23 protein-coding genes are annotated in these 22,961 nt (G+C 73.5%); 9 read left to right on the top strand and 14 right to left on the bottom strand.

Going from position 1 to position 22,961, the window contains the following annotated elements; translation table 11 throughout:
- Both ACH01S_RS01695 and ACH01S_RS01690 read right to left on the bottom strand, forming a co-directional pair.
- Positions 1–2,197, bottom strand: a 2,197-nt coding sequence (locus tag ACH01S_RS01695; RefSeq protein ID WP_157406264.1) for an ATP-binding protein, incomplete at its 3' end; no start/stop codon positions are given.
- Positions 2,198–2,286: 89 nt separating this feature from the next.
- Positions 2,287–4,419 (bottom strand): MMPL family transporter, encoded by a 2,133-nt coding sequence (locus ACH01S_RS01690; protein ID WP_067884465.1) that lies wholly within the window; start codon positions 4,417–4,419, stop codon positions 2,287–2,289.
- A gap of 172 nt (positions 4,420–4,591) precedes the next feature.
- Between ACH01S_RS01690 and ACH01S_RS01685 the strand changes: the two genes are divergently transcribed.
- Entirely contained in the window at positions 4,592–4,930 is a 339-nt protein-coding gene (locus ACH01S_RS01685; protein ID WP_067884462.1) for a cytidine deaminase-like protein, read from the top strand.
- On the opposite strand, the gene ACH01S_RS01680 is transcribed toward ACH01S_RS01685, so the two are convergent.
- From ACH01S_RS01680 to ACH01S_RS01665, 4 genes are all read right to left on the bottom strand, one after another.
- Complete coding sequence (locus ACH01S_RS01680; protein WP_067884460.1) at positions 4,927–6,231, bottom strand: hemolysin family protein; 1,305 nt, start codon at positions 6,229–6,231, stop codon at positions 4,927–4,929. The two genes, ACH01S_RS01685 and ACH01S_RS01680, sit on opposite strands and share 4 nt — an antisense overlap.
- Positions 6,231–6,707 carry an rRNA maturation RNase YbeY gene (gene ybeY, locus ACH01S_RS01675; RefSeq protein WP_067884458.1) on the bottom strand — a complete coding sequence of 159 codons (477 nt, stop codon included), beginning with the start codon at positions 6,705–6,707 and terminating at the stop codon, positions 6,231–6,233. Before ybeY ends, ACH01S_RS01680 begins: the two co-directional genes overlap by 1 nt.
- A complete protein-coding gene (locus ACH01S_RS01670; protein ID WP_083980167.1) occupies positions 6,704–7,783 on the bottom strand; it encodes a PhoH family protein in 1,080 nt (359 codons plus the stop codon). The genes ybeY and ACH01S_RS01670 overlap by 4 nt, the downstream gene beginning before the upstream one ends.
- A gap of 175 nt (positions 7,784–7,958) precedes the next feature.
- Positions 7,959–8,303 (bottom strand): histidine triad nucleotide-binding protein, encoded by a 345-nt coding sequence (locus ACH01S_RS01665; RefSeq protein WP_370671555.1) that lies wholly within the window; start codon positions 8,301–8,303, stop codon positions 7,959–7,961.
- A gap of 298 nt (positions 8,304–8,601) precedes the next feature.
- Between ACH01S_RS01665 and ACH01S_RS01660 the strand changes: the two genes are divergently transcribed.
- Positions 8,602–9,189 (top strand): SigE family RNA polymerase sigma factor, encoded by a 588-nt coding sequence (locus tag ACH01S_RS01660; protein ID WP_067884542.1) that lies wholly within the window; start codon positions 8,602–8,604, stop codon positions 9,187–9,189.
- On the top strand, positions 9,186–9,884 hold the full coding sequence (locus ACH01S_RS01655) for a hypothetical protein (protein ID WP_067884454.1): 699 nt from the start codon (positions 9,186–9,188) through the stop codon (positions 9,882–9,884). The genes ACH01S_RS01660 and ACH01S_RS01655 overlap by 4 nt, the downstream gene beginning before the upstream one ends.
- 56 nt (positions 9,885–9,940) lie before the next feature.
- On the opposite strand, the gene ACH01S_RS01650 is transcribed toward ACH01S_RS01655, so the two are convergent.
- The 3 genes from ACH01S_RS01650 to hrcA form a co-directional block, all read right to left on the bottom strand.
- Complete coding sequence (locus ACH01S_RS01650) at positions 9,941–10,672, bottom strand: 16S rRNA (uracil(1498)-N(3))-methyltransferase (RefSeq protein WP_067884452.1); 732 nt, start codon at positions 10,670–10,672, stop codon at positions 9,941–9,943.
- Positions 10,673–10,738: 66 nt separating this feature from the next.
- Positions 10,739–11,875 (bottom strand): molecular chaperone DnaJ, encoded by a 1,137-nt coding sequence (gene dnaJ / locus ACH01S_RS01645; protein ID WP_067884450.1) that lies wholly within the window; start codon positions 11,873–11,875, stop codon positions 10,739–10,741.
- The gene (gene hrcA, locus ACH01S_RS01640) at positions 11,876–12,889 is read right to left on the bottom strand and encodes a heat-inducible transcriptional repressor HrcA (RefSeq protein WP_067884540.1); all 1,014 of its coding nucleotides are present in this window, start codon (positions 12,887–12,889) and stop codon (positions 11,876–11,878) included.
- Between the two features lie 300 nt (positions 12,890–13,189).
- Between hrcA and ACH01S_RS01635 the strand changes: the two genes are divergently transcribed.
- The gene (locus ACH01S_RS01635) at positions 13,190–14,008 is read left to right on the top strand and encodes a DUF3097 domain-containing protein (RefSeq protein WP_246236912.1); all 819 of its coding nucleotides are present in this window, start codon (positions 13,190–13,192) and stop codon (positions 14,006–14,008) included.
- 184 nt (positions 14,009–14,192) lie between these two features.
- Here the strand turns inward: ACH01S_RS01635 and hemW are convergent, their stop codons facing one another.
- Positions 14,193–15,401: a radical SAM family heme chaperone HemW gene (hemW, locus tag ACH01S_RS01630; protein ID WP_067884447.1), complete on the bottom strand. Its 1,209-nt coding sequence runs from the start codon at positions 15,399–15,401 to the stop codon at positions 14,193–14,195.
- A 46-nt stretch (positions 15,402–15,447) separates the two neighbouring features.
- Complete coding sequence (locus tag ACH01S_RS01625; protein WP_067884445.1) at positions 15,448–15,888, bottom strand: antitoxin YezG family protein; 441 nt, start codon at positions 15,886–15,888, stop codon at positions 15,448–15,450.
- Between the two features lie 367 nt (positions 15,889–16,255).
- On the opposite strand from ACH01S_RS01625, the gene ACH01S_RS41795 reads away from it, so the two are divergent.
- Entirely contained in the window at positions 16,256–16,819 is a 564-nt protein-coding gene (locus ACH01S_RS41795; protein WP_148344560.1) for a DUF4870 domain-containing protein, read from the top strand.
- 21 nt (positions 16,820–16,840) lie between these two features.
- On the opposite strand, the gene lepA is transcribed toward ACH01S_RS41795, so the two are convergent.
- On the bottom strand, positions 16,841–18,685 hold the full coding sequence (gene lepA / locus ACH01S_RS01615; protein WP_067884440.1) for a translation elongation factor 4: 1,845 nt from the start codon (positions 18,683–18,685) through the stop codon (positions 16,841–16,843).
- Between the two features lie 241 nt (positions 18,686–18,926).
- Here lepA and rpsT point away from each other — a divergent pair, with 241 nt between their 5' ends.
- Both rpsT and ACH01S_RS01605 read left to right on the top strand, forming a co-directional pair.
- Positions 18,927–19,199: a 30S ribosomal protein S20 gene (rpsT, locus tag ACH01S_RS01610; RefSeq protein ID WP_067884438.1), complete on the top strand. Its 273-nt coding sequence runs from the start codon at positions 18,927–18,929 to the stop codon at positions 19,197–19,199.
- A 62-nt stretch (positions 19,200–19,261) separates the two neighbouring features.
- A complete protein-coding gene (locus tag ACH01S_RS01605; protein WP_067884435.1) occupies positions 19,262–19,798 on the top strand; it encodes an RNA 2'-phosphotransferase in 537 nt (178 codons plus the stop codon).
- Here ACH01S_RS01605 and ACH01S_RS01600 read toward each other — a convergent pair.
- Positions 19,746–20,270 carry a hypothetical protein gene (locus tag ACH01S_RS01600; RefSeq protein ID WP_067884433.1) on the bottom strand — a complete coding sequence of 175 codons (525 nt, stop codon included), beginning with the start codon at positions 20,268–20,270 and terminating at the stop codon, positions 19,746–19,748. The genes ACH01S_RS01605 and ACH01S_RS01600 overlap by 53 nt on opposite strands.
- A gap of 68 nt (positions 20,271–20,338) precedes the next feature.
- Here ACH01S_RS01600 and ACH01S_RS01595 point away from each other — a divergent pair, with 68 nt between their 5' ends.
- On the top strand, positions 20,339–21,259 hold the full coding sequence (locus ACH01S_RS01595) for a LysR family transcriptional regulator (RefSeq protein WP_083980161.1): 921 nt from the start codon (positions 20,339–20,341) through the stop codon (positions 21,257–21,259).
- Positions 21,199–21,630, top strand: a complete 432-nt coding sequence (locus tag ACH01S_RS01590; protein ID WP_067884431.1) for an SRPBCC family protein — start codon at positions 21,199–21,201, stop codon at positions 21,628–21,630. The genes ACH01S_RS01595 and ACH01S_RS01590 overlap by 61 nt, the downstream gene beginning before the upstream one ends.
- A gap of 125 nt (positions 21,631–21,755) precedes the next feature.
- On the opposite strand, the gene holA is transcribed toward ACH01S_RS01590, so the two are convergent.
- A complete protein-coding gene (gene holA, locus ACH01S_RS01585) occupies positions 21,756–22,724 on the bottom strand; it encodes a DNA polymerase III subunit delta (protein ID WP_083980159.1) in 969 nt (322 codons plus the stop codon).
- Positions 22,725–22,961: the final 237 nt, after the last annotated feature.

Below are 22,961 nucleotides of genomic sequence, written 5' to 3'. Positions count from 1 at the left end.
CGGCCCGCCGCTCCCGCGCCTGGACGACGTTCCCGGCGAGCGCGGCCGCCCGGATCGCCGACACCTCCGCCGCCAGCCGCTCCCCCGTCGCGTCCGGCCCCTCGGCGCGGAGCGTGTCGACGACGCGGGCCCAGAGCGCGGCGGCGGCGCCGTGCGCGAACCGGGACTCGGCCGCGGCGGCGGCGCGCCGCGCGTACCGGACGGCCTTCGCCGGGTCCGCGCCCGACTCCAGGTAGTGGTGGGCGATCGCGGCGGCCTCGCCCGGCCCGTGCCGTTCGAGCGCGGCGGCGACGCGGCCGTGCAGCCGGGTGCGGCGGGCCCGGGAGATCCCGTCGTAGAGGGTGTCGCGGACGAGCGCGTGCGCGAACCGCATCCGGCCCGGCTCCGGCTCGGTGACGAGGCCGACCGCGAGGGCCGCCTCGACGGCGTCGAGCACGGTGTCCTCGTCCCCGGCGAGGTCGGCGAGGACGCGCAGGTCGGCGTCCCGGCCGACGACGGCGGCGTCGCGCAGCACCGACCGCACGGCCGGCGGCAGCCGCGCGACGCGGCGGCGCAGGACGTCCCCGACCCCGGCGGGCACCCGGCGGACGGCGGCGGGCAGCCCCTCCGCGTCGAGCAGCCGGGCCGTCTCGCGGGTGAAGAACGGGTTGCCGCCGGTCCGCTCGGCGATCGCGGACAGCTCGGCGTCGTCCAGGCCGGTCGCGCAGGTCTCCCGGACCAGCGCGGCGACCTCGGACGCCGACAGCCCGCGCAGGTCGATGCGCTCCGGCTCGTGCCGGGCGAGGGCGGCGAGCGCGGCGGCGAGGCCGTCGCCGACCTCCGTCTGCCGGAACGTCGCCACCAGCAGGACGGGACGGTCGCGCAGCCGTCCCGCGAGCCGGGCGAGCAGCGCGAGCGTCTCCTCGTCGGCCCAGTGCAGGTCGTCCAGGACGAGCAGGAGCGGCGCGCCGTCCGCGAGCCCGGCGAGGTAGTCGCCGACGGCGAGGTGGAGGCGGAACCGGCCGGTGCTGACGTCGGCCTCCGGGCCCGCGGCGCCGCGCACCGCGTCGTCCAGGAGGGGGGCGAGGCGTCCGGCGAGGCCGGCGGGCGGCGGCGCGGCGGCCGACAGCTCGCGCAGCAGCTCGGCCCACGGCCAGGCGGCGGGGGCGCCGCCGGTCTCGGGCGCGCGCCCCCAGGCGCACGTCCAGCCGCGTCCGGCGAGGCTCCGGGCGAACCGCTCGGCGAGCGCGGTCTTGCCCATGCCCGCGTCGCCGCCGACGAGGACGAGCCCGCCCCGTCCGGCGGCGGCCGCGCGGGCGGCGGCGTCGAGGCGGGCCAGCTCGGCGGCGCGCCCGACGAACGCGGGCCCGGGCTCGGGCGCGTCCGGCGGCTCCGGCACCGCCCGCAGCACCGGCCGCGCCACCGGCCGCGGCCCGGGGCGGACCGGCTCGGCCAGCGCGGGCGCCTGCGCCAGGATGTCGGCCTCCAGGCGGCGCAGCGCCGGACCGGGGTCGACGCCGAGCTCCTCGGTCAGGGCCGCGCGGACGCGGCGGAGCGCGGCGAGCGCGTCGCCCTGGCGCCCGGCGCGGTAGAGGGCGAGGGCGAGCAGCCGCCACGCCTCCTCGCGCAGCGGGTTCGCGGCGGCGTGGGCCTCCAGGTCGGGCACGGCCTCGGCGGCGGCCGCGAGCCGCAGCATCGCCTCCGCGCGGCGCTCCACGGCGAGGCGGCGGCGCTCGTCCAGCCGGGCCGCCTCGTCCGCCGCCCAGGGCAGCGCGGCGAACTCGGCGTAGGCGGGCCCGCGCCAGGCGGCGAGCGCGTCCTCGGCGCGGCGGCGGGCCCGCGCCGGGTCCGCCTCCAGCAGGTCGGCGGCCTCGCCGACCAGGGCGTCGAACCGCCAGGCGTCGACGTTCGCGGCGGGGAGGCGGAGCGCGTAGCCGGGCGGCTCGGTGACGAGGACGCGGGCGGGCGAGCGGGGCGGACGGTCCGGCTCCAGCGCGCGGCGCAGGTGCGACACGAACGACTGGAGCCCGGCGGCGGCGCGGGCGGGCGCGGCCGCGCCCGCCCAGAGGTCCTCGACGAGCAGGTCCGCGGGCACCATCCGGCCGCGCGCGACGGCGAGCCGGGCGAGCACCGAGCGCTGCCGCGGGCCGCCGAGGTCGGCGGGCGCGCCCGCCACCTCGGCGCCGAACGCCCCGAGCACCCGTACAACGGTCGACATGACCTGATCAGACTAACCGCGACATGTCGGCCCCGCCGTTCTAGGGCGTCCTTTCTGGGGCGTCCCTCGGGCCGCCTCCCGCCCCCGGCTCAGGCGCGGCTGGGCTCGGGCTCCCGGACGGGCGCCGCGCCGGGCACCGAGCCGCCGTGCAGGTCGATCTCCGGCAGGACGCGGGCGAGCGGCCGGGGCAGCCACCAGTTCGCCCGTCCGAGCAGCGACATCGTCGCGGGCACCAGCACCAGCCGGACGACGGTCGCGTCCAGCGCCACCGCGACCGCGAGGCCCACCCCCATCTGCTTGATCACCAGGCCGGGGTCGGCGGCGAAGCCGAGGAACACCGCGACCATGATCAGCGCCGCGCTGGAGATGACGCGGCCGGTGGCGGCGAGGCCGGTGGACACCGAGCCGCGCGCGTCGCCGTGCCGCAGCCACTCCTCCCTGACCCGCGACAGCAGGAAGACCTCGTAGTCCATCGACACGCCGAACAGGACCGCGAACATCAGCAGCAGGATGAAGCTCGACACCGGGACGCTGTGCGGCAGGCCGAGCAGCCCGGCGCCCCACCCCCACTGGAACACCGCCGTGAGCACCCCGTACGCGGCGCCGATGGAGAGCAGGTTCATCACGGCCGCCTTCAGCGGCACCAGCAGCGACCTGAACACGATCATCAGCATGACGAACGAGGTGGCGACGACCACGCCGATCACCGGCCAGAGCCGGTCCGACAGGACGCGGGACAGGTCCACGTACACGGCGGTCAGCCCGGTGATCTCCGTGCCGGACGGCAGCGCGTCCGCGCGGATCCGGTCGACGAGGCCGGTGATCCGCTCGTCCTGCGGGCCGTAGTCCGGCGTGACCGCGATCACGGCGGCGTCGCGGCCCGGCGAGATTCGCGGCGGCGCGACGGAGGCGACCCCGTCGGTGCGGGCGAGCCGGTCCGCCAGGCCGGGCAGGGCGCCCTGGTCCACCTTCTCCAGGTCGACGGCGACGAGCAGCGGGCCGTTCGCGCCGGGGCCGTAGCCGTCCGCGACCAGGTCGTACGCCTGCCGGACGGTGTTGGACGTCGGCTCGCTGCTCGCGTCGCTCGGCCACGTCCGCATGCCGAGCGCGGGCGCGGCGAGCGCGACCATCAGCGCGAACCCGGCGAGCAGCCACGGCCACGGGCGCCGTCCGACGTGCCGCGCCCACCGGCCGACCCGCGGCGACTCGACGCTGATCACCGCGCCCGCGGCGCGGTCGCGGCGGCGCAGCACCCGGCGCCCGGCGAGGCCGAGCACCGCGGGCAGCAGCGTCACCGCGCTGAGCACGGTCGTCGCGACGACGAGCCCGGTGGTGAAGCCCATGGTCATGAACACCGGCGTCCCGGACAGCACGAGCCCGGACAGCGCCAGCAGCACCGTGAACCCGGCGAAGATCACCGACTGCCCGGCGGTGGCGTTGGCGCGGCCCGCCGCCTCCGGGACGTCCAGCCCGCCCGCGAGCCCCTCCCGGTGCCTGGTCAGGATGAACAGCGCGTAGTCGATCCCGACGCCGAGCCCGGTCATGGTCGCGAGCGTCGGCGCGGTCGTCGCGACGTCGGTGACGGCGGCGAGCAGCGTGATCCCGGTGACGCCGACGCCGAGCCCGGCGAGCGCCACCGCGAGCGGCAGCCCGGCCGCGACCACCGACCCGAACGCCAGCAGCAGGATCAGCAGGGCCGCGACGATCCCGACCGCCTCGGCGAGGCCGCCCGGCGCCGTCACGTTCTCCGGCACCTGGCCGCCGAACTCCACCTGGTACCCGGCGGCGTCCAGGTTCCGCGTCGCCGTCTCCAGCCGGTCGAGCGTCTCCTTCGGCTTCAGGTCGGTGACGGGCACCGAGTACCGGACGGTCAGCAGCGCCGTCGCGCCGGCGCGGCCCGGCGGCGCCGGGTCGACGCCGCTGACGTGCGGCAGCTTGCTCAGCTCCGCCGACGCCTTCGCCAGCGCCCCCTGGTCGACCTTGCCGGACTCGGCGTGCACGACGACCCTCGCGTCGGCGCCCGACAGCGCGGGGAACCGCTCCTTCAGCAGGTCGGTGGCGCGCTGCGAGCCCGTCCCGGACAGCGTGTAGTCGTCGTGCAGCGCGCCGCCCGCGACGCCCGCGAGACCGGCCATCGCGCCGATGAGCACCAGCCACACCGCGACGAACCGCCACGGGCGCAGCGCCGCCGCCTTCCCCAGGCGGTAGAGCAGACGGGACATGTCCTTCTCCCCCAGAACCCCCCGATCGGCCCTCGATCGGATCGTCCGAGGATCACGCGCGGCGGTTGCCGTCCACTTGCCGGTGACTTGCGACGGCCGGTGCTCCCGCCGGGCGCCGCTTGCGAAGCCCGCGCGCTCGGACCCGTGCGCTCGGGCCCGTACGCTTGGGGACGTGAGCGAGCTGAACCCCGAGGACGCGAAGATCATCACCCTGGCCAGGGCGGCGCGGGCCCGCGCCGGCGCCGCGGAGGGCGCCGCCGTCCGCGACGGGACGGGCCGCACCTACGCCGCCGCCGCCGTCGACCTTCCGTCGCTGAAGCTGTCGGCGCTGAAGACAGCCGTCGCGATGGCCGCGTCCAGCGGCGCGGACGAGCTGGAGGCCGCCGCGCTCGTCACCGCCGCCGACGGGCCGGACGCGTCCGACGTGGCCGCCGTCCGCGACCTCGGGCCGAAGGCCGCCGTCCTCGTCGCCGGGCCCGACGGGGCCCTGCGCCGGACGCTCGCCGACTAGTCGCCGGAGGGGGCCGGTTCGCCGACCGACCGCACGAGGACGGTCCCGACCCGGTTGCGGCGTCCCGCGATCGTCTCGGCCTTCAGCGACAGGACCGGCCCGTTCCCGCCGGAGCCGACCCGCGCCGTGGACCCCTCGATCGGGACGCGGCCGAGCGCGTGCGCGAGCAGCCCGCCGACCGTCTCGACGTCCTCGGCGTCGATCTCCACGTCGAACAGCTCGGCGAGGTCCTCGACGGGGAGGCGGGCGGTGACCCGGGCGGCGCCGTCCGGCAGCCAGGTGACCGGTGGGATCTCCACGTCGTACTCGTCGGTGATCTCACCGACGATCTCCTCCAGGATGTCCTCGATCGTGACGAGCCCGGCGGTGCCGCCGTACTCGTCGATCACGATCGCGAGGTGGATCCGGCGGGCCTGCATCTCGCGGAGCAGCTCGTCGATCGGCTTGCTGTCGGGGACGTAGGTCGCGGGGCGCATCACGGAGTCGACCGTCTCCACCGACTCGCCCTCGCGGTGCTCCTGGCTGCGCCGGACGACGTCCTTCAGGTAGGCGATGCCGACGACGTCGTCCTCGTTCTCGCCGACGACCGGGATGCGCGAGAACCCGCTGCGCAGCGCCAGCGACATCGCCTGCCGCAGCGTCTTCGTCCGCTCGACGAACACGATGTCGGTGCGCGGCACCATCACCTCGCGGACGAGCGTGTCGCCGAGCTCGAACACCGAGTGGATCATCTCGCGCTCGTCCGGCTCGATCAGGCTGCGCTGCTCGGCGAGGTCGACCAGGTCGCGCAGCTCCGCCTCGGACGCGAACGGCCCCTCCCGGAACCCCTTGCCGGGCGTGAGCGCGTTGCCGAGCAGGATCAGCAGCCGGGGCAGCGGCCCGAACACCCGGGTCACCGGGTGGATCACCGCGGCGCCCGCGAGCGCGATCCGGTCGGCGTGCTGGATGCCGAGCGTGCGCGGCCCGACCCCGATCACCACGTAGCTGACCACGATCATCACGGCGGCGGCGGTGACGTAGGCGCGCCACGTCTCGTCCAGCCAGGTGATGCACAGGTCGGCGACGATCACGGTCGCGACCAGCTCGCAGCCGATCCGCAGGAGCAGGACCATGTTCACGTAGCGGGCCGGGTCGGCGACGACCTCGGCCAGCCGCTTGGCGCCGCGCCGCCCCTCGCGCAGCGCGTCCTCGACGGTGACGCGCGATACGCGGGCGAGCGCCGTCTCGATGCCGGCCAGCAGGCCCGCCGTGAGGACGAGGCCCACCGCGAGGGCGGACAGCCACGCCTGGGTCGTGCTCATCAGCCGCCGCGCTTCTCCCGCCAGGACGTCAGGAGCTCGGCCTGCAGCCCGAACATCTCCTTGTGCTCGTCGGGTTCGGCGTGGTCGAAGCCGAGCAGGTGGAGGATGCCGTGCGTGCACAGCAGCTCCAGCTCGTCGCCGGTGCTGTGGCCCGCGTCCCGCGCCTGCCGCTCGGCCACCGCCGGGCACAGCACGACGTCGCCGAGCAGCGCCGGGTCGGCGTCCTCGTCCTCGTCGGAGCCGCCGGACAGGTGGCCGGGGCGCAGCTCGTCCATCGGGAACGACAGGACGTCGGTGGGGCCGGGCTCGTCCATCCACTTCTCGTGCAGCTCGGTCATCGCGGCCTCGTCGACCAGCAGGACCGACAGCTCGGCCAGCGGATGAACGCGCAGCCCGTCGAGCACGTGCCGGGACAGCCCGGCGAGCGCGCTCTCGTCGACCGGGACGCCCGACTCGTTCACGACCTCGACGGTCACCGCCGCCTCCGCTTGCCGGGCCCGCCGCCGGCCGGCTTGATCGGCGGCATCCGCTTCTCGTCGTAGCGGTTGTAGGCGTCGACGATGTCGGTGACGAGCCGGTGCCGGACGACGTCGCGGCTGTCGAGCCGGGAGAAGTGGATGTCCTCGACGCCGTCCAGGATCTCCTGGACGACGCGCAGCCCGCTCAGCTGCCCGTTCGGCAGGTCGACCTGCGTGACGTCGCCGGTCACGACGACCTTCGACCCGAACCCGAGCCGGGTGAGGAACATCTTCATCTGCTCGGGCGAGGTGTTCTGCGCCTCGTCCAGGATGATGAACGAGTCGTTGAGCGTCCGGCCGCGCATGTACGCGAGCGGCGCGACCTCGATCGTCCCGGCGGCCATCAGCCGGGGGATGGAGTCGGGGTCGACCATGTCGTGCAGCGCGTCGTACAGCGGGCGCAGGTACGGGTCGATCTTCTCGTAGAGCGTTCCGGGCAGGAACCCGAGCCGCTCCCCCGCCTCCACCGCCGGGCGCGTCAGGATGATCCGGTTGACCTTCTTGTCCTGGAGGGCGCGGACGGCCTTCGCCATCGCCAGGTAGGTCTTGCCGGTGCCCGCCGGGCCGATGCCGAACACGATCGTGTGCTTGTCGATCGCGTCGACGTAGTGGCGCTGGTTCAGCGTCTTCGGCCGGATCGTGCGGCCCCGGCTGGACAGCACGTCCAGGGTGAGGACCTCGGCCGGGCGCGCGCCGCTCTCGCCGCGCAGCATCGCCAGGCTGCGCTCGACGGCGTCGGGGGTGAGCTGGGTGCCGCCCTTCAGCAGTTCGAGCATCTCGGTGAAGAGCCGGGAGGCGAGGTCGGTCTCGGCCTCCGGACCGGTCACGGTGATCTCGTTGCCGCGGACGTGGATGTCGATGTCGGCGCCGAAGGCGCGCTCGATCGCGTGGAGCGACTCGTCCCGGGAGCCGAGCAGGCTCACCATCGAGTGGTCGTCCGGCACCACGATCTTGATCTGGGAGCGCTCCGCGCCGCCGTCGCCGGCGGCGCCGGCCGCCGCGGGAGTTGACCTCGTGTGAGTTGATTCGACCATCAGCCGGGCCTTGCGGCCTCTCCGACCTGCCTTCTGTCTGCTCCGGGTGCCAGGGTGTGTCGGTTCCATCGTACTGGGGACGTCCGACACGCCGCCGTCCGTTTTCCGGCGCGGCGGCGGGCCCGCGGAGCGGGGGCGGGCGCGGCCGGGCGCGGCCGGGCGGCGCCGGGCGGGGTCAGCCGGGCGGCCAGTTGAGGCCACGGCCGCCGAGCACGTGGGCGTGCACGTGGAAGACGGTCTGGCCCGCCTGCGGGCCGGTGTTGAACACGACCCGGTAGCCGCTTTCGGCGATGCCCTCGTCGACCGCGACCTGATGCGCCTCCCGCACCACCTCGGCCAGCAGCCCGGCGTCGGACGCGGCCAGCTCGGCCACCGTCGGGTGGTGGTCGCGCGGGATGACCAGCACGTGCGTCGGCGCCTGCGGGTTGATGTCGCGGAACGCCAGCGCGCCCGCCGACTCCCGGACGATCTTGGCGGGCACGTCCCCGGAAACGATCTTGCAGAACAGGCAGTCGGTCATCGGTCTCCCCATCGGCGGCGGTGCGGGACCCGCCGAATCCTATCGAGCGGCCCCGGCGGAACTCGGCGGGGCGCGCGTCCGGAAAACGTTTCAGTCCGCCGACCTCCCGTTGCGGTCGGCATTGCGAGCGTCGAATGGCTAAGGTGGTCAACTCAAGGCGTACCCCCCGGTCCGCAAGGCTTTTGGGCGTTCCCGGCCGGGCCGGGAACGCCCGATCCACGCCGCTCCGAAGGACTATCCGAATGGACGGCCGGGGGACGGCAAAGGCGGCGGATAGGTGACCGAGGCAGAGCAGGACATGCCCTTTCGTAAACCGGGCGAGGAGGGCGCGCGTCCAACTGACGTGACCGAGACCCTCGTGGCCAGGGGCACGGCGGGCGCGGTGGCCGTCGCCTGGGACGCCGATCAGGCGGTGACCGCGCTCTACAGCGCCAACTACCGTTCCCTGGTGCGGCTGGCGGCCATGCTCGTCCGGGACGCGGGGACGGCCGAGGAGGTCGTCCAGGACGCGTTCGTCGCGATGCACGGCGGCTGGCGCCGCCTGCGCGACCCGGACAAGGCGCTGTCGTACCTGCGGCAGTCGGTGGTCAACCGGTCGCGGTCGGTGCTGCGGCATCGCGCCGTCGTCGAGAAGTACGCCCCGAAGGGCCTGCCGGACGCGCCGAGCGCGGAGGCCGGGGCCATCGGGGAGCTGGAGCGGTCGGCGGTGGTCGACGCGCTGTCCCGGCTCCCCGCACGCCAGCGCGAGGCACTCGTCCTGCGTTACTACGCCGACCTGTCCGAAGCCGAGATCGCCAGCACGATGGGCATCTCCCGCGGCGCCGTGAAGAGCCACACGGCGCGCGGAATGACCGCGCTACGCAACGTCCTGGAGCAGTTCTCATGACCACCGACCCCGACGACGAGCACGGCGAGATCCTCCGCCGCGCCCTGCACGCGGAGGCGGAGACGGTCAACCCCGCGGGCGACGGCCTGGAGCGAATACGGGCCCGCGTCGCCGAGGGCGACGGCCGCCGGCTCGGGCGTTTCGGCCTCGCGCGCTACGGGCTCGGGTTCGACCGGTTCACCGTCAACTGGGCGCGTCCGATCCTCGCGGTGGCCGCCGCCGTGGCCATCGCCGGGCTCGGCGTGACCGCCCCGCAGACCATCGACCTCATCCAGCAGTCGGTCGGCGCGAACGGGCCGTCCGGCGGCGGGCACGACAAGTCGGGCGGCGACCGCGACAACGCCGACGGCGGCCCCGAGTTCCCCGCCCCGGCGTCGCCGGGCAGCGACCCGTCAGGCGAGTCGGCGGCGACGTCGACGACCAGGCCGAGCACCTCGCCCGGCCTGTCGTCCTGCACCATCCCCCGGTCCGGGACGCCGACGGCGGCCGTGTCGCCCGGCGCCGAGCCGACCACCCCGCCGCCCGCCTCCTCGTGCCCGGGCAGGACCCCCTCGCAGACGCCGTCGGCGACCCCGACGCCGCCCGCGACCGGGACGCCCGGGCCGGGCGAGCCCACCGAGCAGCCCACCCCGCCGCCGTCCAGCGAGCCCGCGAAGACGAGCAGCGACGGAGGCGCCGCCACCGGCGGCTCCTAGCCCGAGCGGTCACCCCGGGGGGTGTGGGGGGTCGTCCCCCAACAATGAAACTCCCCCTACCAGCGGCCGGTCGCTGCCAGTAGGACGGCCGCCGCCGCCACGCCCGCGGTCGAGGTCCGCAGTACGGTCGGGCCGAGGCGGGTCGGGCGTCCGCCCGCCGCGGCGAGCGCGGCCAGTTCCGCGTCCGTGATCCCGCCCTCCGGGCCCACCACGACGACGATCTCGCCCGCCGCGGGCGGTTCGGCGGCGCTGAGCGGCGCGTCGGCCTCCTCGTGCAGGACGAGCGCCAGGGACGCGGCGGCGACCCGTCCGGCCACGTCGTCGGTGGAGGCGAGGTCGGCGACGTCCGGGAGGCGGCTGCGCCGGGCCTGCTTGCCCGCCTCGCGGGCCGCGTTGCGCCAGCGGCCGAGGGCCTTCTCGCGGCGCTCGGGACGCCACTGGGTGACGCAGCGCGCCGCCGCCCACGGGACGATCTCGTCCACGCCCGCCTCGGTCATCGTCTCGACCGCGAGCTCGCCCCGCTCGCCCTTCGGCAGGGCCTGCACGACCGTGATCCGCGGCGCGGGCTCCGGCTCGCGGCGGCGGGCCAGCACGTCCAGGGTGAGGGACGCGCGGTCGGCCGCGGTGACGACGCACTCGGCGAGCAGCCCGGCGCCGTCGGTGAGGTCGACGCGCTCACCGGGGCGCAGCCGCCGCACGGTCGCGGCGTGCCGCCCCTCGGGGCCGTCCAGGACGACGTGGTCGCGCGCGAGCGCGTCCGTCCCGGCGAGGAACACCGGCGGGCTCACGCGCCCTCCCGTTCAGTCGTCCGGATCGCCGCGGCGGCCTTCGCGGTAGGCCGCCGCCGCGGCTCTTCAGTGCTGGTTGAAGACGTCCTTGATGCGGGAGAACATGCCGCTGCGCTGGCCCGGCGCGAACTTGCCGGGCGGGCGCTCCTCGCCGCGCAGCGCGGCGAGCCGCCGGAGCAGCTCCTCCTGCTCCTCGTCCAGCCGGTTCGGCGTCTCGACGTTCACGTGGATCATCAGGTCGCCGCGCCCGCTCTCGTTGAGGTGCCGGACGCCCCGGTTGTACAGCGTGATGACCTGCCCGGACTGCGTGCCCGGCTTGATGTCGACGCTCTCGGCCGCGTCCAGCGTCTCGATCGTGACGCTGGTGCCGAGCGCCGCCGCCGTCATCGGGATCTCGACCGTGCAGTGCAGGTCGTCGCCCTCCCGCTCGAAGATGGCGTGCGGCTTCTCGACGATCTCCAGGAACAGGTCGCCGGGCGGGCCGCCGCCCGGGCCGACCTCGCCCTCCCCGGCGAGCTGGATGTGGATGCCGTTCTCCACCCCGGCGGGGATCTTGACCTTGACGGTCCGCCGGGTGCGGACCCGGCCGTCGCCCGAGCACTCGGTGCACGGGTTGCGGATCACCGAGCCGAACCCGCCGCAGGCCGGGCAGGGCCGGGCCGTCATGACCTGGCCGAGGAACGAGCGCTGCACCTGCTGGACCTCGCCGCGCCCGTGGCACGTCTCGCAGGTCTCCGGGTGGGTGCCGGGCGCGCAGCCCGACCCCTCGCAGGTCGTGCAGGCGACCGCGGTGTCGATGGACAGCTCGCGGGTCGTGCCGAACGCGGTCTCGGCGAGGTCGAGCTCGACCCGCAGCGTCGCGTTCCGGCCGCGCCGCGCGCGCGAGCGCGGGCCGCGCGAGGTCGCGGTGCCGAAGAAGGCGTCCATGATGTCGCTGAAGGGGAACCCGGCGCCGCCGAAGCCGCCGGCGCCCGCACCGGCGCCGGACGCGAACGGGTCCGCGCCGAGGTCGTACATCTCGCGCTTCTTCGGGTCGGAGAGCACCTCGTACGCCTGGGTGATCTCCTTGAACTTGTCCTGGGTCTCCGGATCCGGGTTGACGTCCGGGTGGAGCTCCCGCGCGAGCCGGCGATAGGCCTTCTTGACCTCGTCGGCGCTGGCGTCCCGCCGGACGCCCAGGGTCGCGTAGTAGTCGTTGGCCACTTACGACCCCGCCAGGATCTGTCCCACGTAGCGTGCCACTGCCCGTACCGCTCCCATCGTGCTGGGGTAATCCATGCGTGTCGGCCCGAGCACTCCGAGCCGGGCCAGGGTGAGGTCGCCCACCCCGTAGTCGGCGGCGACGACCGAGGTCGACCGGAGCCCCAGGTCGGGGTTCTCGGTGCCGATCCGCACCGTAACTTTAGAGGAGTCGCCGGTCTCGCCGAGCAGGCGCATGAGGACGACCTGCTCCTCCAGCGCCACGAGGACCTCCCGCAGCCCCTGCGAGAAGTCGACCGAGGCGAGGTTGGCCGCTCCGGCGAAAACGATCTTCTCCTCGTGCTTCTCGACGAGCGTCTCCAGCAGCACCGACAGCACGGCCGCCGCGAGCGGACGGTCGTCCGGGCCGACCTTGTCCGGCAGGTCGGCCACCGCGGTCGGGACGTCGCCGAGGCCGAGCCCGTCGAGGCACGTGTTGAGCAACGCCCGCAGGTGCCCGATCGATTCCTCGCTGACCGGGCCCGCGGACTCGATCACCCGCTGCTCGACCCGCCCGGTGTTGGTGATGAGGACGAGCAGCAGCCGCCCCTCGGCGACCGGGACGAGCTCGACGTGCCGCACCGACGAGCGGGTCAGCGACGGGTACTGCACGACGGCGACCTGCCGGGTGAGCTGGGCGAGCAGCCGGACCGTCCGGCCGACGACGTCGTCGAGGTCGTAGGCGCCGGACAGGAACGTCTCGATCGCGCGGCGCTCGGCGACCGACAGCGGCTTGATCGTGGACAGCCGGTCGACGAACAACCGGTAGCCCTTGTCCGTGGGAACGCGTCCGGCGCTGGTGTGCGGCTGGGTGATGTAGCCCTGCTCCTCCAGCACCGCCATGTCGTTGCGGATCGTGGCCGGAGACACGCCGAGATTGTGCCGGTCCGTCAGGGCTTTGGAGCCGACCGGCTCGTTCGTGGAGACGTAGTCCTCGACGATGGCGCGCAGGACCGCGAGCTTGCGATCGTCCAGCACCCGGGTCACCTCCTTCGTCCCGCCGGGGCCCGTGCCGCCGGCGCCCCCGCGCCGCTGGCACTCATTCCTCCCGAGTGCCAAGTGTACGGCCCGGAGGCCCCACTCTGGAGTGCCCGCGCACACCGGCACGGCGGCGCGATCCTATCCGTATCGGACGTCACAGCCCATCCGCCCAGGAACCACCCGTTGGAACCTCCGGCGGTTCGGGAGTGTTCCGGGGGCGTTCCGGGGCTGGGACGCCACGCCGAAGGACGCCGGGCGACGCCGCGCCGGCGTCCCGCCGGGTTAATGTGCGGACCCGTGCGGAGTAAGGACTATGGAAACGACGTGCTGGGCGGCGACTGGCGGCGTCCCCGCAAGGGCCTGATCCCCGAGGTGCCCGCCGAGCCGGGCCTCGTCGCCGAGGACCCCGACAGCGGCTTCTGCGGCGCCGTGGTCGCCTGCGACAAGCTCGGCGTCACCCTGGAGGACCGGTTCGGCAAGCGGCGGGTGTTCCCGCTGACCAGGTCCGGGTTCCTGATCGACGGCAAGCCGGTCACGCTCGTCCGGCCGACCGCGGCGCCGGGCGGCGGACGTCCCGCGCGCTCGGCGTCCGGCTCCATCGCGGTGCGAGGGCTGCGGGCCCAGGTCGCCAAGGAGAGCCGCATCTACGTGGAGGGCGTCCACGACGCGGAGCTGGTCGAGAAGATCTGGGGCCACGACCTGCGGGTCGAGGGCGTCGTTGTCGAGTATCTCGAAGGCGTGGACGACCTGCCCGCCATCGTCGAGGAGTTCGGCCCGGACGAGGACCGCCGCCTCGGCGTCCTCGTCGACCACCTCGTCGAGGGCTCCAAGGAGTCGCGGATCGCGGCGCGGGTGTCCTCGCCGCACGTCCTCGTCACCGGGCACCCGTTCATCGACATCTGGGAGGCGGTGAAGCCCGCGTCGGTCGGCATCCCCGAGTGGCCCCGCGTCCCGCGCGGCGTCCCCTGGAAGGAGGGCGTCGTGGCCCGGCTCGGCTGGGACGACGACACGGGCGCGGCCTGGAAGCGCATCCTGGGCCGCGTCAACTCCTACACCGACCTGGAGCCCGCCCTCCTGGGCCGGGTGGAGGAACTGATCGACTTCGTGACTGGCTAGCCCAGGGGGGCGACCCCCTGGAACCCCCGTTGCGAGCTGGTCGATCCTCACGCCACGGTGCGGGTCTTCGTGACCGTGTGGGTCACGTCGTGGCGCTGCGGTCGACCGGCTCGGCGGGGCGTGCGGCCTCCGGGCGGGGCCGCCCTCCGGCCGCACGCCCCGTGGCCTGGGCTCGGGCCCCGCGTCAGGTGAGGTCGCGGATGACGGCGTCGGCCAGGAGGCGGCCCTTGCGGGTCAGGACGGCTCGGCCCCGTTCGTAGGGGGACGGTTCGACCAGGCCGTCGCCGATCGCCCTCCGGACGGCCTCGTCGTCCAGCAGCGTGGACGGGCAGCCCTGCGCGAGGCGCAGTTCGAGCATGACGCGCTCCATGCGGCGGACGTCGTCGTCCAGGACCTCCCTGGCGTGGGCGGGCGTCGTGCCCTCGGCCAGGCGGGAGGCGTAGGCGGCGGGGTGCTTGACGTTCCACCAGCGGGTCCCGCCGACGTGGCTGTGCGCGCCTGGGCCGACGCCCCACCAGTCGGCGCCCGTCCAGTAGAGCATGTTGTGGCGGCAGGCGGCCGCGGGCGTGGCGGCCCAGTTGGAGATCTCGTACCAGTGCAGGCCGTGCGCGGACAGCATCTCGTCCGCGATCAGGTAGCGGTCGGCCATGGCGTCGTCGTCGGGGGCGGTCAGTTCGCCGCGCCGGACCTGTGCCGCCAGCCGCGTGCCGTCCTCGACGATCAGCGCGTACGCCGACACGTGGTCGGGCTCCGCTTCGAGGGCGGCCCGCAGGGAGCCCCTCCAGTCGTCGTCGGTCTCGCCCGGCGTGCCGTAGATGAGGTCGAGGTTGATGTGCTCGAAGCCTGCCTTGCGCGTCCATTCCACTACCTGCGGGACGCGTCCGGGTGTGTGCGTCCGTTCCAGGACGGCGAGGACGTGCTCGCGCGCGCTCTGCATCCCGTAGGAGACGCGGGTGAATCCGACCTCGCGCAGTCTGGATATAGAGGACTCGTCCACCGACTCGGGGTTGGCCTCCATCGTGACCTCCGCGTCGGGCGCGAGCCCGAACTCGGCGTCGATCGCGGCCACGACGCGTCCGAGGTCGTCGGCCGGGAGCAGGGTCGGGGTGCCGCCGCCGACGAAGACCGTCTCGACGGGCAGGTCCGCGTCGCCCAGCACGCGCCGCGCCATGCGGACCTCCGCGATGGCGGTGTCGGCGTAGGAGTCGCGGCTCGCGCCAGGGCCCAGCTCGGACGCCGTGTAGGTGTTGAAATCGCAGTATCCGCAGCGGGTCACGCAGAAGGGGACGTGAACGTAGAAGGCGAACGGACGCTTTCCCAGGCCGTTCAGGGCGCTGCCGGGGAGCGAGCCGTCCGCGGGTACGGGATCACCGTCGGGAAGGGTCGAGGGCACACCTTCAGTCTGCCCTGCCCCGCGGCCTGCTCCGGTCCCGCTCCGGTCAGGCTTCGCCGAGCTTGGCGCGGAGCCAGTCGGGGATGTGCTCGTCCGTCCGGGGGAAGCGGTCGAGGTCCATCGCGTAGGCGGACGAGGTGAGCGGCGGCGTGAAGTCGGGCTCGCCGTCGTAGTCGAACTCGGCGCTGAACCGTCCCGACCGCTCGACCTTCAGCCGGGCGGTGAACCAGGCGCCCTGGCCGCTGCGGTACATGACGCGGCGCAGCTCGTCCATCATCCCGACGGCCTGGCCCGGCGGCAGGGCGGTGCGGCGCCCGCCGTCCGCGCCCTCCACCTCCAGGGACGCACTGTCGATCCCGACCGTCGCGCGGAACTCGAAGTCGAGCCGCTCCCAGCCGGACGGCGCGGCGGACCGCAGCGCGCGGACGGCGCCGTTCACCGTCTCCCGCTCCTTCGCAGAACGCAGAACCTGCTCGGGGTCGGTCACGCTGCCCTGCCTTTCCGGGGGACGGCCCCCAGACCCCCGAGGGGCGGACGCCATGATCCTCGCTTCGCCGCGGTCATCCCGCCTCCGGAGGTCGGTCTCGGACGCCTTCGCTCGATCGGCACGCCGCCTGATCGGCACTTTGGTGATCAGTCGTGCTTGATCGGCACCGTACCGTCCGACCGTACCGGGATCCACGACGTGTTCATCGTGTTTCCCGTCCCGGCCGGGCTCCGCCCGTGGTGGCCGAGGTGGCATGAAACGGACACGGCACGGGCTTTTCCGGGAACCCGAGCGAACTCCGGAGGCGTCCAAGGAGTCATACACTTTCGCCCATAGCTCGCTCAGCGAACTAGGAGAGGACTCCGCCATGGCCTACGGGCCTCCCCCGTCGCCCGGCCAGGGACAGCAGCCCGGATGGCAGCAGCAGGCCCCCTGGCAGCAGCCAGGGAACCTCTGGCAGCAGCAGCCTCAGCAACCGCAGCAGCCTCAGCAGCAGCCCGGCGGCTCCTGGCAGCAGCCGCCCCAGCAGCCGCAGCCCCAGCAGCCGCAGCCTCAGCAGGGCCGGGGCACCGCGCAGATGCCGGGCCATTTCGGTCCGGTCTCCGACGACGAGAAGACCTGGTCGCTCATGGCGTACGTGGGCCAGTTCCTCGTCGGCGTGATCGCGCCCGCCGTCGTCCTCGTCGGCAAGGGCGGCGGGTCGCCGTTCGTCCGCCGGCACGCCGCGCAGGGCCTCAACATGGGCCTCGCCGCCGTCGCGGTCTGGTTCGTGTTCGGACTGCTCTCGCTGGTCATGGAGGCGCTCATCTGGGTGCCGCTGCTCTTCACGGCCGCCGTGATGTTCTTCCTGGTCTACGCGGGGCGCGCCGCCAACCGGGGCGAGTTCCGCCGCGTCCCGGCCGCGGTCGCCTGGCCGCTGCTCAAGAAGTAGCGCGGGGCGCCGCGGGCCGGGCTACTTGCGGCCCTTGTCGGTGGACTCGCCGCCGCCCGTGGAGAGCGCCGCGACGAAGGCCTCCTGCGGGACGTCCACCCGCCCGATGGTCTTCATCCGCTTCTTGCCCTCCTTCTGCTTCTCCAGGAGCTTGCGCTTACGGGAGATGTCGCCGCCGTAGCATTTGGCGAGGACGTCCTTGCGGATGGCGCGGATGTTCTCCCGCGCGATGATGCGCGCACCGATCGCGGCCTGGATCGGCACCTCGTACTGCTGCCGCGGGATCAGTTCCTTGAGCTTGGACGTCATCATCAGCCCGTACTCGCGCGCCTTGTCCTTGTGGACGATCTGGCTGAACGCGTCCACCGACTCGCCCTGCAGCAGGATGTCGACCTTCACGAGGTCGGCCTCCTGCTCGCCGCTCGGCTCGTAGTCCAGCGAGGCGTACCCGCGGGTCTTCGACTTCAACTGGTCGAAGAAGTCGAAGATGATCTCGGCGAGGGGCAGCGTGTAGCGGATCTCGACGCGGTCCTCGGAGAGGTAGTCCATGCCGAGCAGCACGCCGCGGCGGCCCTGGCACAGCTCCATGATCGCGCCGATGTGGTCGGACGGGCTGAGCAGCGTCGCCTTCACCACCGGCTCGTACACGGTGCCGATCTTGCCCTCGGGGAACTCGCTGGGGTTGGTGACGGTGTGCTCCGTCCCGTCCTCCATGACCACCCGGTACACGACGTTCGGCGCGGTCGAGATCAGCGACAGGTCGAACTCGCGCTCCAGCCGCTCCCGGACGATCTCCATGTGCAGCAGCCCGAGGAACCCGCAGCGGAACCCGAACCCGAGCGCCGCCGACGTCTCCGGCTCGTAGACCAGCGCGGCGTCGTTCAGGCGGAGCTTGTCGAGCGCGTCGCGCAGCTCGGGGTACTGGTCGCCGTCCACCGGGTACAGGCCGGAGAACACCATGGGACGCGGGTCGCGGTAGCCGCCGAGCGCCTCGGGCGCCGGCCGCGACTGGCCCGTCACCGTGTCGCCGACGCGCGCCTGCCGGACGTCCTTCACCCCGGTGATCAGGTAGCCGACCTCGCCGACGCCGAGGCCCTGCACGGGCTTCGGCTCCGGGGAGATCACGCCGACCTCCAGGGTCTCGTGCGCGGCCCCGGTCGACATCATCAGGCTCTTCTCGCGGCGCGACAGGTGCCCGTCCACGATCCGGACGTAGGTGACCACCCCGCGGTAGGTGTCGTACACCGAGTCGAAGATCAGCGCGCGGGCGGGCCCGTCCGGGTCGCCGACCGGGGCCGGCACCTCCGCGACGATCTTGTCGAGCAGCTCGCGGACGCCCTCGCCGGTCTTGCCGGACACCCGCAGCACGTCGGCGGGCTCGCAGCCGATGATCCCGGCGAGCTCCTCGGCGTACTTGTCGGGCTGCGCGGCGGGCAGGTCGATCTTGTTGAGGACGGGGATCAGGTGCAGGTCGGCCTCAAGCGCCAGGTACAGGTTGGCCAGCGTCTGCGCCTCGATGCCCTGCGCCGCGTCCACCAGCAGGACGGCGCCCTCGCACGCCGCGAGCGACCGCGACACCTCGTAGGAGAAGTCGACGTGCCCCGGGGTGTCGATCAGGTTGAGGACGTGGTCGACGCCGCCGGACGTCCACGGCAGCCGCACGGCCTGGCTCTTGATCGTGATGCCGCGCTCGCGCTCGATGTCCATGCGGTCGAGGTACTGGGCGCGCATCTGGCGCTCCTCGACGACACCCGTCAACTGCAGCATCCGGTCCGCGAGGGTCGACTTGCCATGGTCGATGTGCGCGATGATGCAGAAGTTGCGGATGATCGCGGGATCGGTCTTGTCAGGCACAGGCGCTGGCACCGGGGTCCGTTCGCAATACTCACAGGTGGACAAGGAAGAAGTCTTCGTCCCATAGTCCCATGCCGGGCCCGATGCTCCGTGCACCCCGCTGGTTTGGGGCCGGGGCCGGTGATTGGTAAGCTGTGCGACTGCGTGTGGCGTAGCGTCGTGCCCCGGGGGCACCGTCCCGCCCCCGTTCAGACATTCGTCAGGGCCTGCGCGTGAGCAGGCGAGTATCGCGACCAAGCTGAGGCACTACGACGTGGCTAACATCAAGTCCCAGATCAAGCGCAACAAGCAGAACGAGAAGGCCCGGCTGCGCAACAAGGCCGTCAAGTCCGAGCTGAAGACGGCGATCCGCAAGTTCCGCGAGGCCGCCGAGGCCGGCGAGGTGGACGCGGCCGTCGCCGCCCAGCGCCACGCCGCCCGCAAGCTGGACAAGGCCGTCAGCAAGGGCGTCATCCACAAGAACCAGGCCGCCAACCGCAAGTCGGCGATCGCCAAGCGCGCCGCCGAGCTGCAGGCCGCCAAGTAGCAGCCGCACGCCCCGGGGCCGGCTCGCGCGCCGGCCCCGACGCATGTCCGGGGGTCTTCCGGGTGGACGAGCGCCGCGCGGTGAAGATCTCCAAGTATCTCGCCAAGCACCTGCGGCACCGCCCCGAGCGGATCGGGCTCACGCTCGACGCCGAGGGCTGGGCCGACGTCGCCGACCTGCTCGCGGCCGCCGCCCGCCACTCGTTCCCGATCACCCGCGCCGAGCTTGAGTTCGTCGTCGACGCCAACGACAAGCGGCGCTACGAACTCGACGGCGACCGGATCCGGGCCGTCCAGGGCCATTCCATCCCGGTCGACCTGAAACTGCCTCCGGTGGAGCCGCCGGAATTCCTTTACCACGGGACGGTGCGCCGTTCCGTCCCCTCGATCCTGCGGGACGGGCTGCTGCCGATGGGGCGGCACGCCGTCCACCTGTCCCCCGACCGGGAGACGGCCCGGCGGGTCGGCGCCCGGCGGGGAGAGCCCGTCGTCCTGGTCGTCGCCGCCGGGCGGATGGCCGCCGCCGGGCACGAGTTCCGCGTCAGCGCTAACGGGGTGTGGCTGGCCGAATCCGTCCCGCCGGAATATCTCTCCGAATGACCTCCGCGGACGCCCAGTCGGGAATGCGCCGCACCCCTTCCTCCAGCGTTTTCTCGGGGCCGAACAAATACCGGTACGGGACGAGCCCCCGAATGGCGCGATGCACGTCCGGACGGTCGTCGATCATGTGGGTGATCCCGAGTTCCGCGCAGTGCAGCGCCTTCTCCGGGCGCTTCGCGCAGAACCGAACGTTCTCCCTTGGCAGGCCCGTCCGCGCGTAGAAGTCGTGGTGGTCGAGCCAGGCGAGCGTCCGCCTCCGCACCCGGTCACCGCACTTGGAGATGATCCAGGCACGTCCGCCGAACGCCTCGACCAGGCCGGGCAGCACGTCGTACACGCCTTCCGTCGCGGGCGAGGCGAGCGCCTCCGCGAAGCTTCCGTCCAGGAACGCCGTGTCGTCGTCGCCGGGGGCGAGCAGCCCGCCGTGTATGACCCGGCCGAAGTCGACGCCGAGCCGGGGTTCGATGTCCATGCCCCAACCCTCGGGCCTCGGAGGCTAGAAGAGAACTATTAAGATCATTCCAGCTATAGTCCATGCCTATGGACCTGAGCCGCCTCTCCACGGACGCGCTCGCCTCGTTCGCCGTCTTCGCCGACCACCTCAACTTCACGCGCGCGGCCGGGGAACTCCACATCTCCCAGCCCGCCCTGCACGTCAAGGTCCGCAAGCTCACCGAGGCCGTCGGGCGCCCCCTGTACACGCGGCACGGCCGCCGCCTCGCCCTCACCCCCGCGGGCGAGCAGGTCGCCCGCTTCGCCCGCGACCTCGACGCCCGGGTGACCGCGTTCCTCGCCGACGTGCACGGCGCCGCCTCCACCCGCGCGCCGGTGCTCGCCGCCGGGGAGGGCGCCTTCCTGTACCTGCTGGGCGACGTCGTCCGTCCCGGCGTCCGCCTGATCAACGGCGACCGCGTCCGGACGCTCACCGCCGTCCGCACCGGCCGCGCCGACGTCGGGGTCGCCGTCCTGGACGTCCTGCCCACCGACGTGCGGGCCGTCCCGCTGGCCTCGTACCCGCAGGTCCTGGTCATGCCGGACGACCATCCGCTGGCCGCGAAGCCCTCGCTCACCTGCGCCGACCTGGCGGGGGCGGCGCTGATCGTGCCGCCGCCCACCGGCCCGCACCGCGTCGCCCTCGAACGCGCGCTGCGCGCCGCCGCCGTCCCCTGGACCGTCGCCGTCGAGGCCGCGGGCTGGCCGCTCATGCTGCACTTCGTGGCCCTGCGGGTCGGCCTCGCCGTCGTGAACGGCTGCGTCTCCCCGCCGCCCGGCCTGGTCGCGCGCGAGATCGTCGACCTGCCCGCCGTCCCCTACCACGCCCTCCATCTCCCGAACCGCGCCGACGACCCCCTGGTCACCGGCCTCCTGTCAGCCATCCGCGCCGCAGTGAGGAGCACGCCGTGCATTTCGAGATCTCCGTCGACATCGACGCCGCCCCCGAGACCGTCTGGAACCTCCTGAAGGACGTGGAGCGCTGGCCCGAGATGACGGCCTCCATCACCAGCGTCGAAATCCTGGACAGGCCCTTCGCCCTTTCCAGCCGGGCCCGCGTCTCCCAGCCGAAACTCCCCGCCGCCGTCTGGAAGGTCACCGCCTTCGAGGAGAACAAGACCTTCACCTGGGAGTCCCGCTCCCCCGGCGTCACGACGGTCGCGGCACACGACATCCTCCCGAAACCGGACGGCACGGTGAGCGTCCGCCTAACCCTCGACCAAAAGGGCTTCCTGTCCCCCGTGCTCTCCCTCCTAACAGGCCGCCTAACCCGCCGCTACGTAACAATGGAAGCAAACGGCCTAAAATCCAAGTCCGAACCCCACCCCACCCCCAACTAACCAACCACCCCCAAGAATTCACACCCAAGAATTCAGGGGCAGGGACTCGCGGCCGAGACTCGAGACCCGGGCCTCGCAGCCGGGACTCGGGCCGGGGATTGGGGGCTTGGGAGGCGGCGTGGGGTTTAGGAGGCGCGGCGTTGGGCGCGGGCGGTGACTATTTCGGCGACCGCCTTTTCCAGTGCGTACGCGGGGTCGGCGGCGCCGCCCTTCACCTGCTCGTCCGCCTCCGCCACCGCGGCCAGTGCCCGTGCCACGCCGTCCCCTGACCAGCCGCGCAATTGCCTCTGGACGCGCTCGATCTTCCACGGCGGCATCCCGAGTTCCTTCGCCAAGGCGGCGCCTCGCGCACCTCGCGGAGCGCCGCCGACCTTCGCCAGCCCCCGGACGCCCTGTGCGAGCGCGCTGACGATCAGCACCGGCGCCACCCCGGTCGCGAGCGCCCAGCGGAGCTGCTCCAGGGCCTCCGCGAGCTGGCCCTCGATGGCCTTGTCCGCGACCGTGAAGCCGCTGACCTCGGCGCGTCCCCGGTAGTAGCGCGCGACGGCCGCGTCGTCGATCTTCCCGCCGGTGTCGGCGACGAGCTGGCTGCAGGCCGCCGCCAGTTCACGCAGATCGTTCCCGACGGCGTCGATCAGGCCGCGCGCCGCGTCCGCCGAGATCTTCCCTCCCGCCGCGCGGATCTCCGCCCGGACGAAGTCGACGCGCTCTCCCGTCTTGGTGACCTTCGGGCACGAGATCTTGCGTGCCTTGAGCTTGGTGAGCCCGTCCACCAGCGCCTTCCCCTTGGCCCCGCCGTGGTGGACGACCACGAGCACCACGTCCTCGGCGGGCGCCTTGGCGTACTTGAGCACCTCGGCGATCAGGTCCTTGCCGAGGTCCTGGCCCGACCTCAGCACAAGCACCTTCCCGCCCCCGAACAGCGAGGGCGAGGTCAGCTCGGCGATCCGCCCGGGCTCCAGCCCGCCCGGCGCGAGGTCGATCACCTCGTTCTCCGGATCCGCCGCCCGCACGGACGCGACGACCTCACCGATCGCACGATCCACGAGCAGTTCTTCGTCACCGACGACAAGGACGATGGGCTCAATCGACACCCCTGCAGCATGCCACGCCAGGCCCGGCCCCCACGCCACCAGCCAACAACCCCACACCAAAACCCCCACACCCCCAGGCCATGACCACCCCGCCCATGGACCGCTGGGCCGGACGCTTGACCAGCCCCCGTGATCACCAGTTGCCCACCACCGTGGCAGGGTCGCTAGTCGGCCAGCCGCCAATACCGCCTCCGCCGTCGCCGTCGCCATCACCCGGGTTCAGCGGTTTGGTGGGGC

The sequence above is a fragment of the Actinomadura chibensis NBRC 106107 genome, from assembly GCF_001552135.1.
Classification (GTDB): domain Bacteria; phylum Actinomycetota; class Actinomycetes; order Streptosporangiales; family Streptosporangiaceae; genus Spirillospora; species Spirillospora chibensis.
This window is presented reverse-complemented; position numbering and strand designations above follow the sequence as displayed.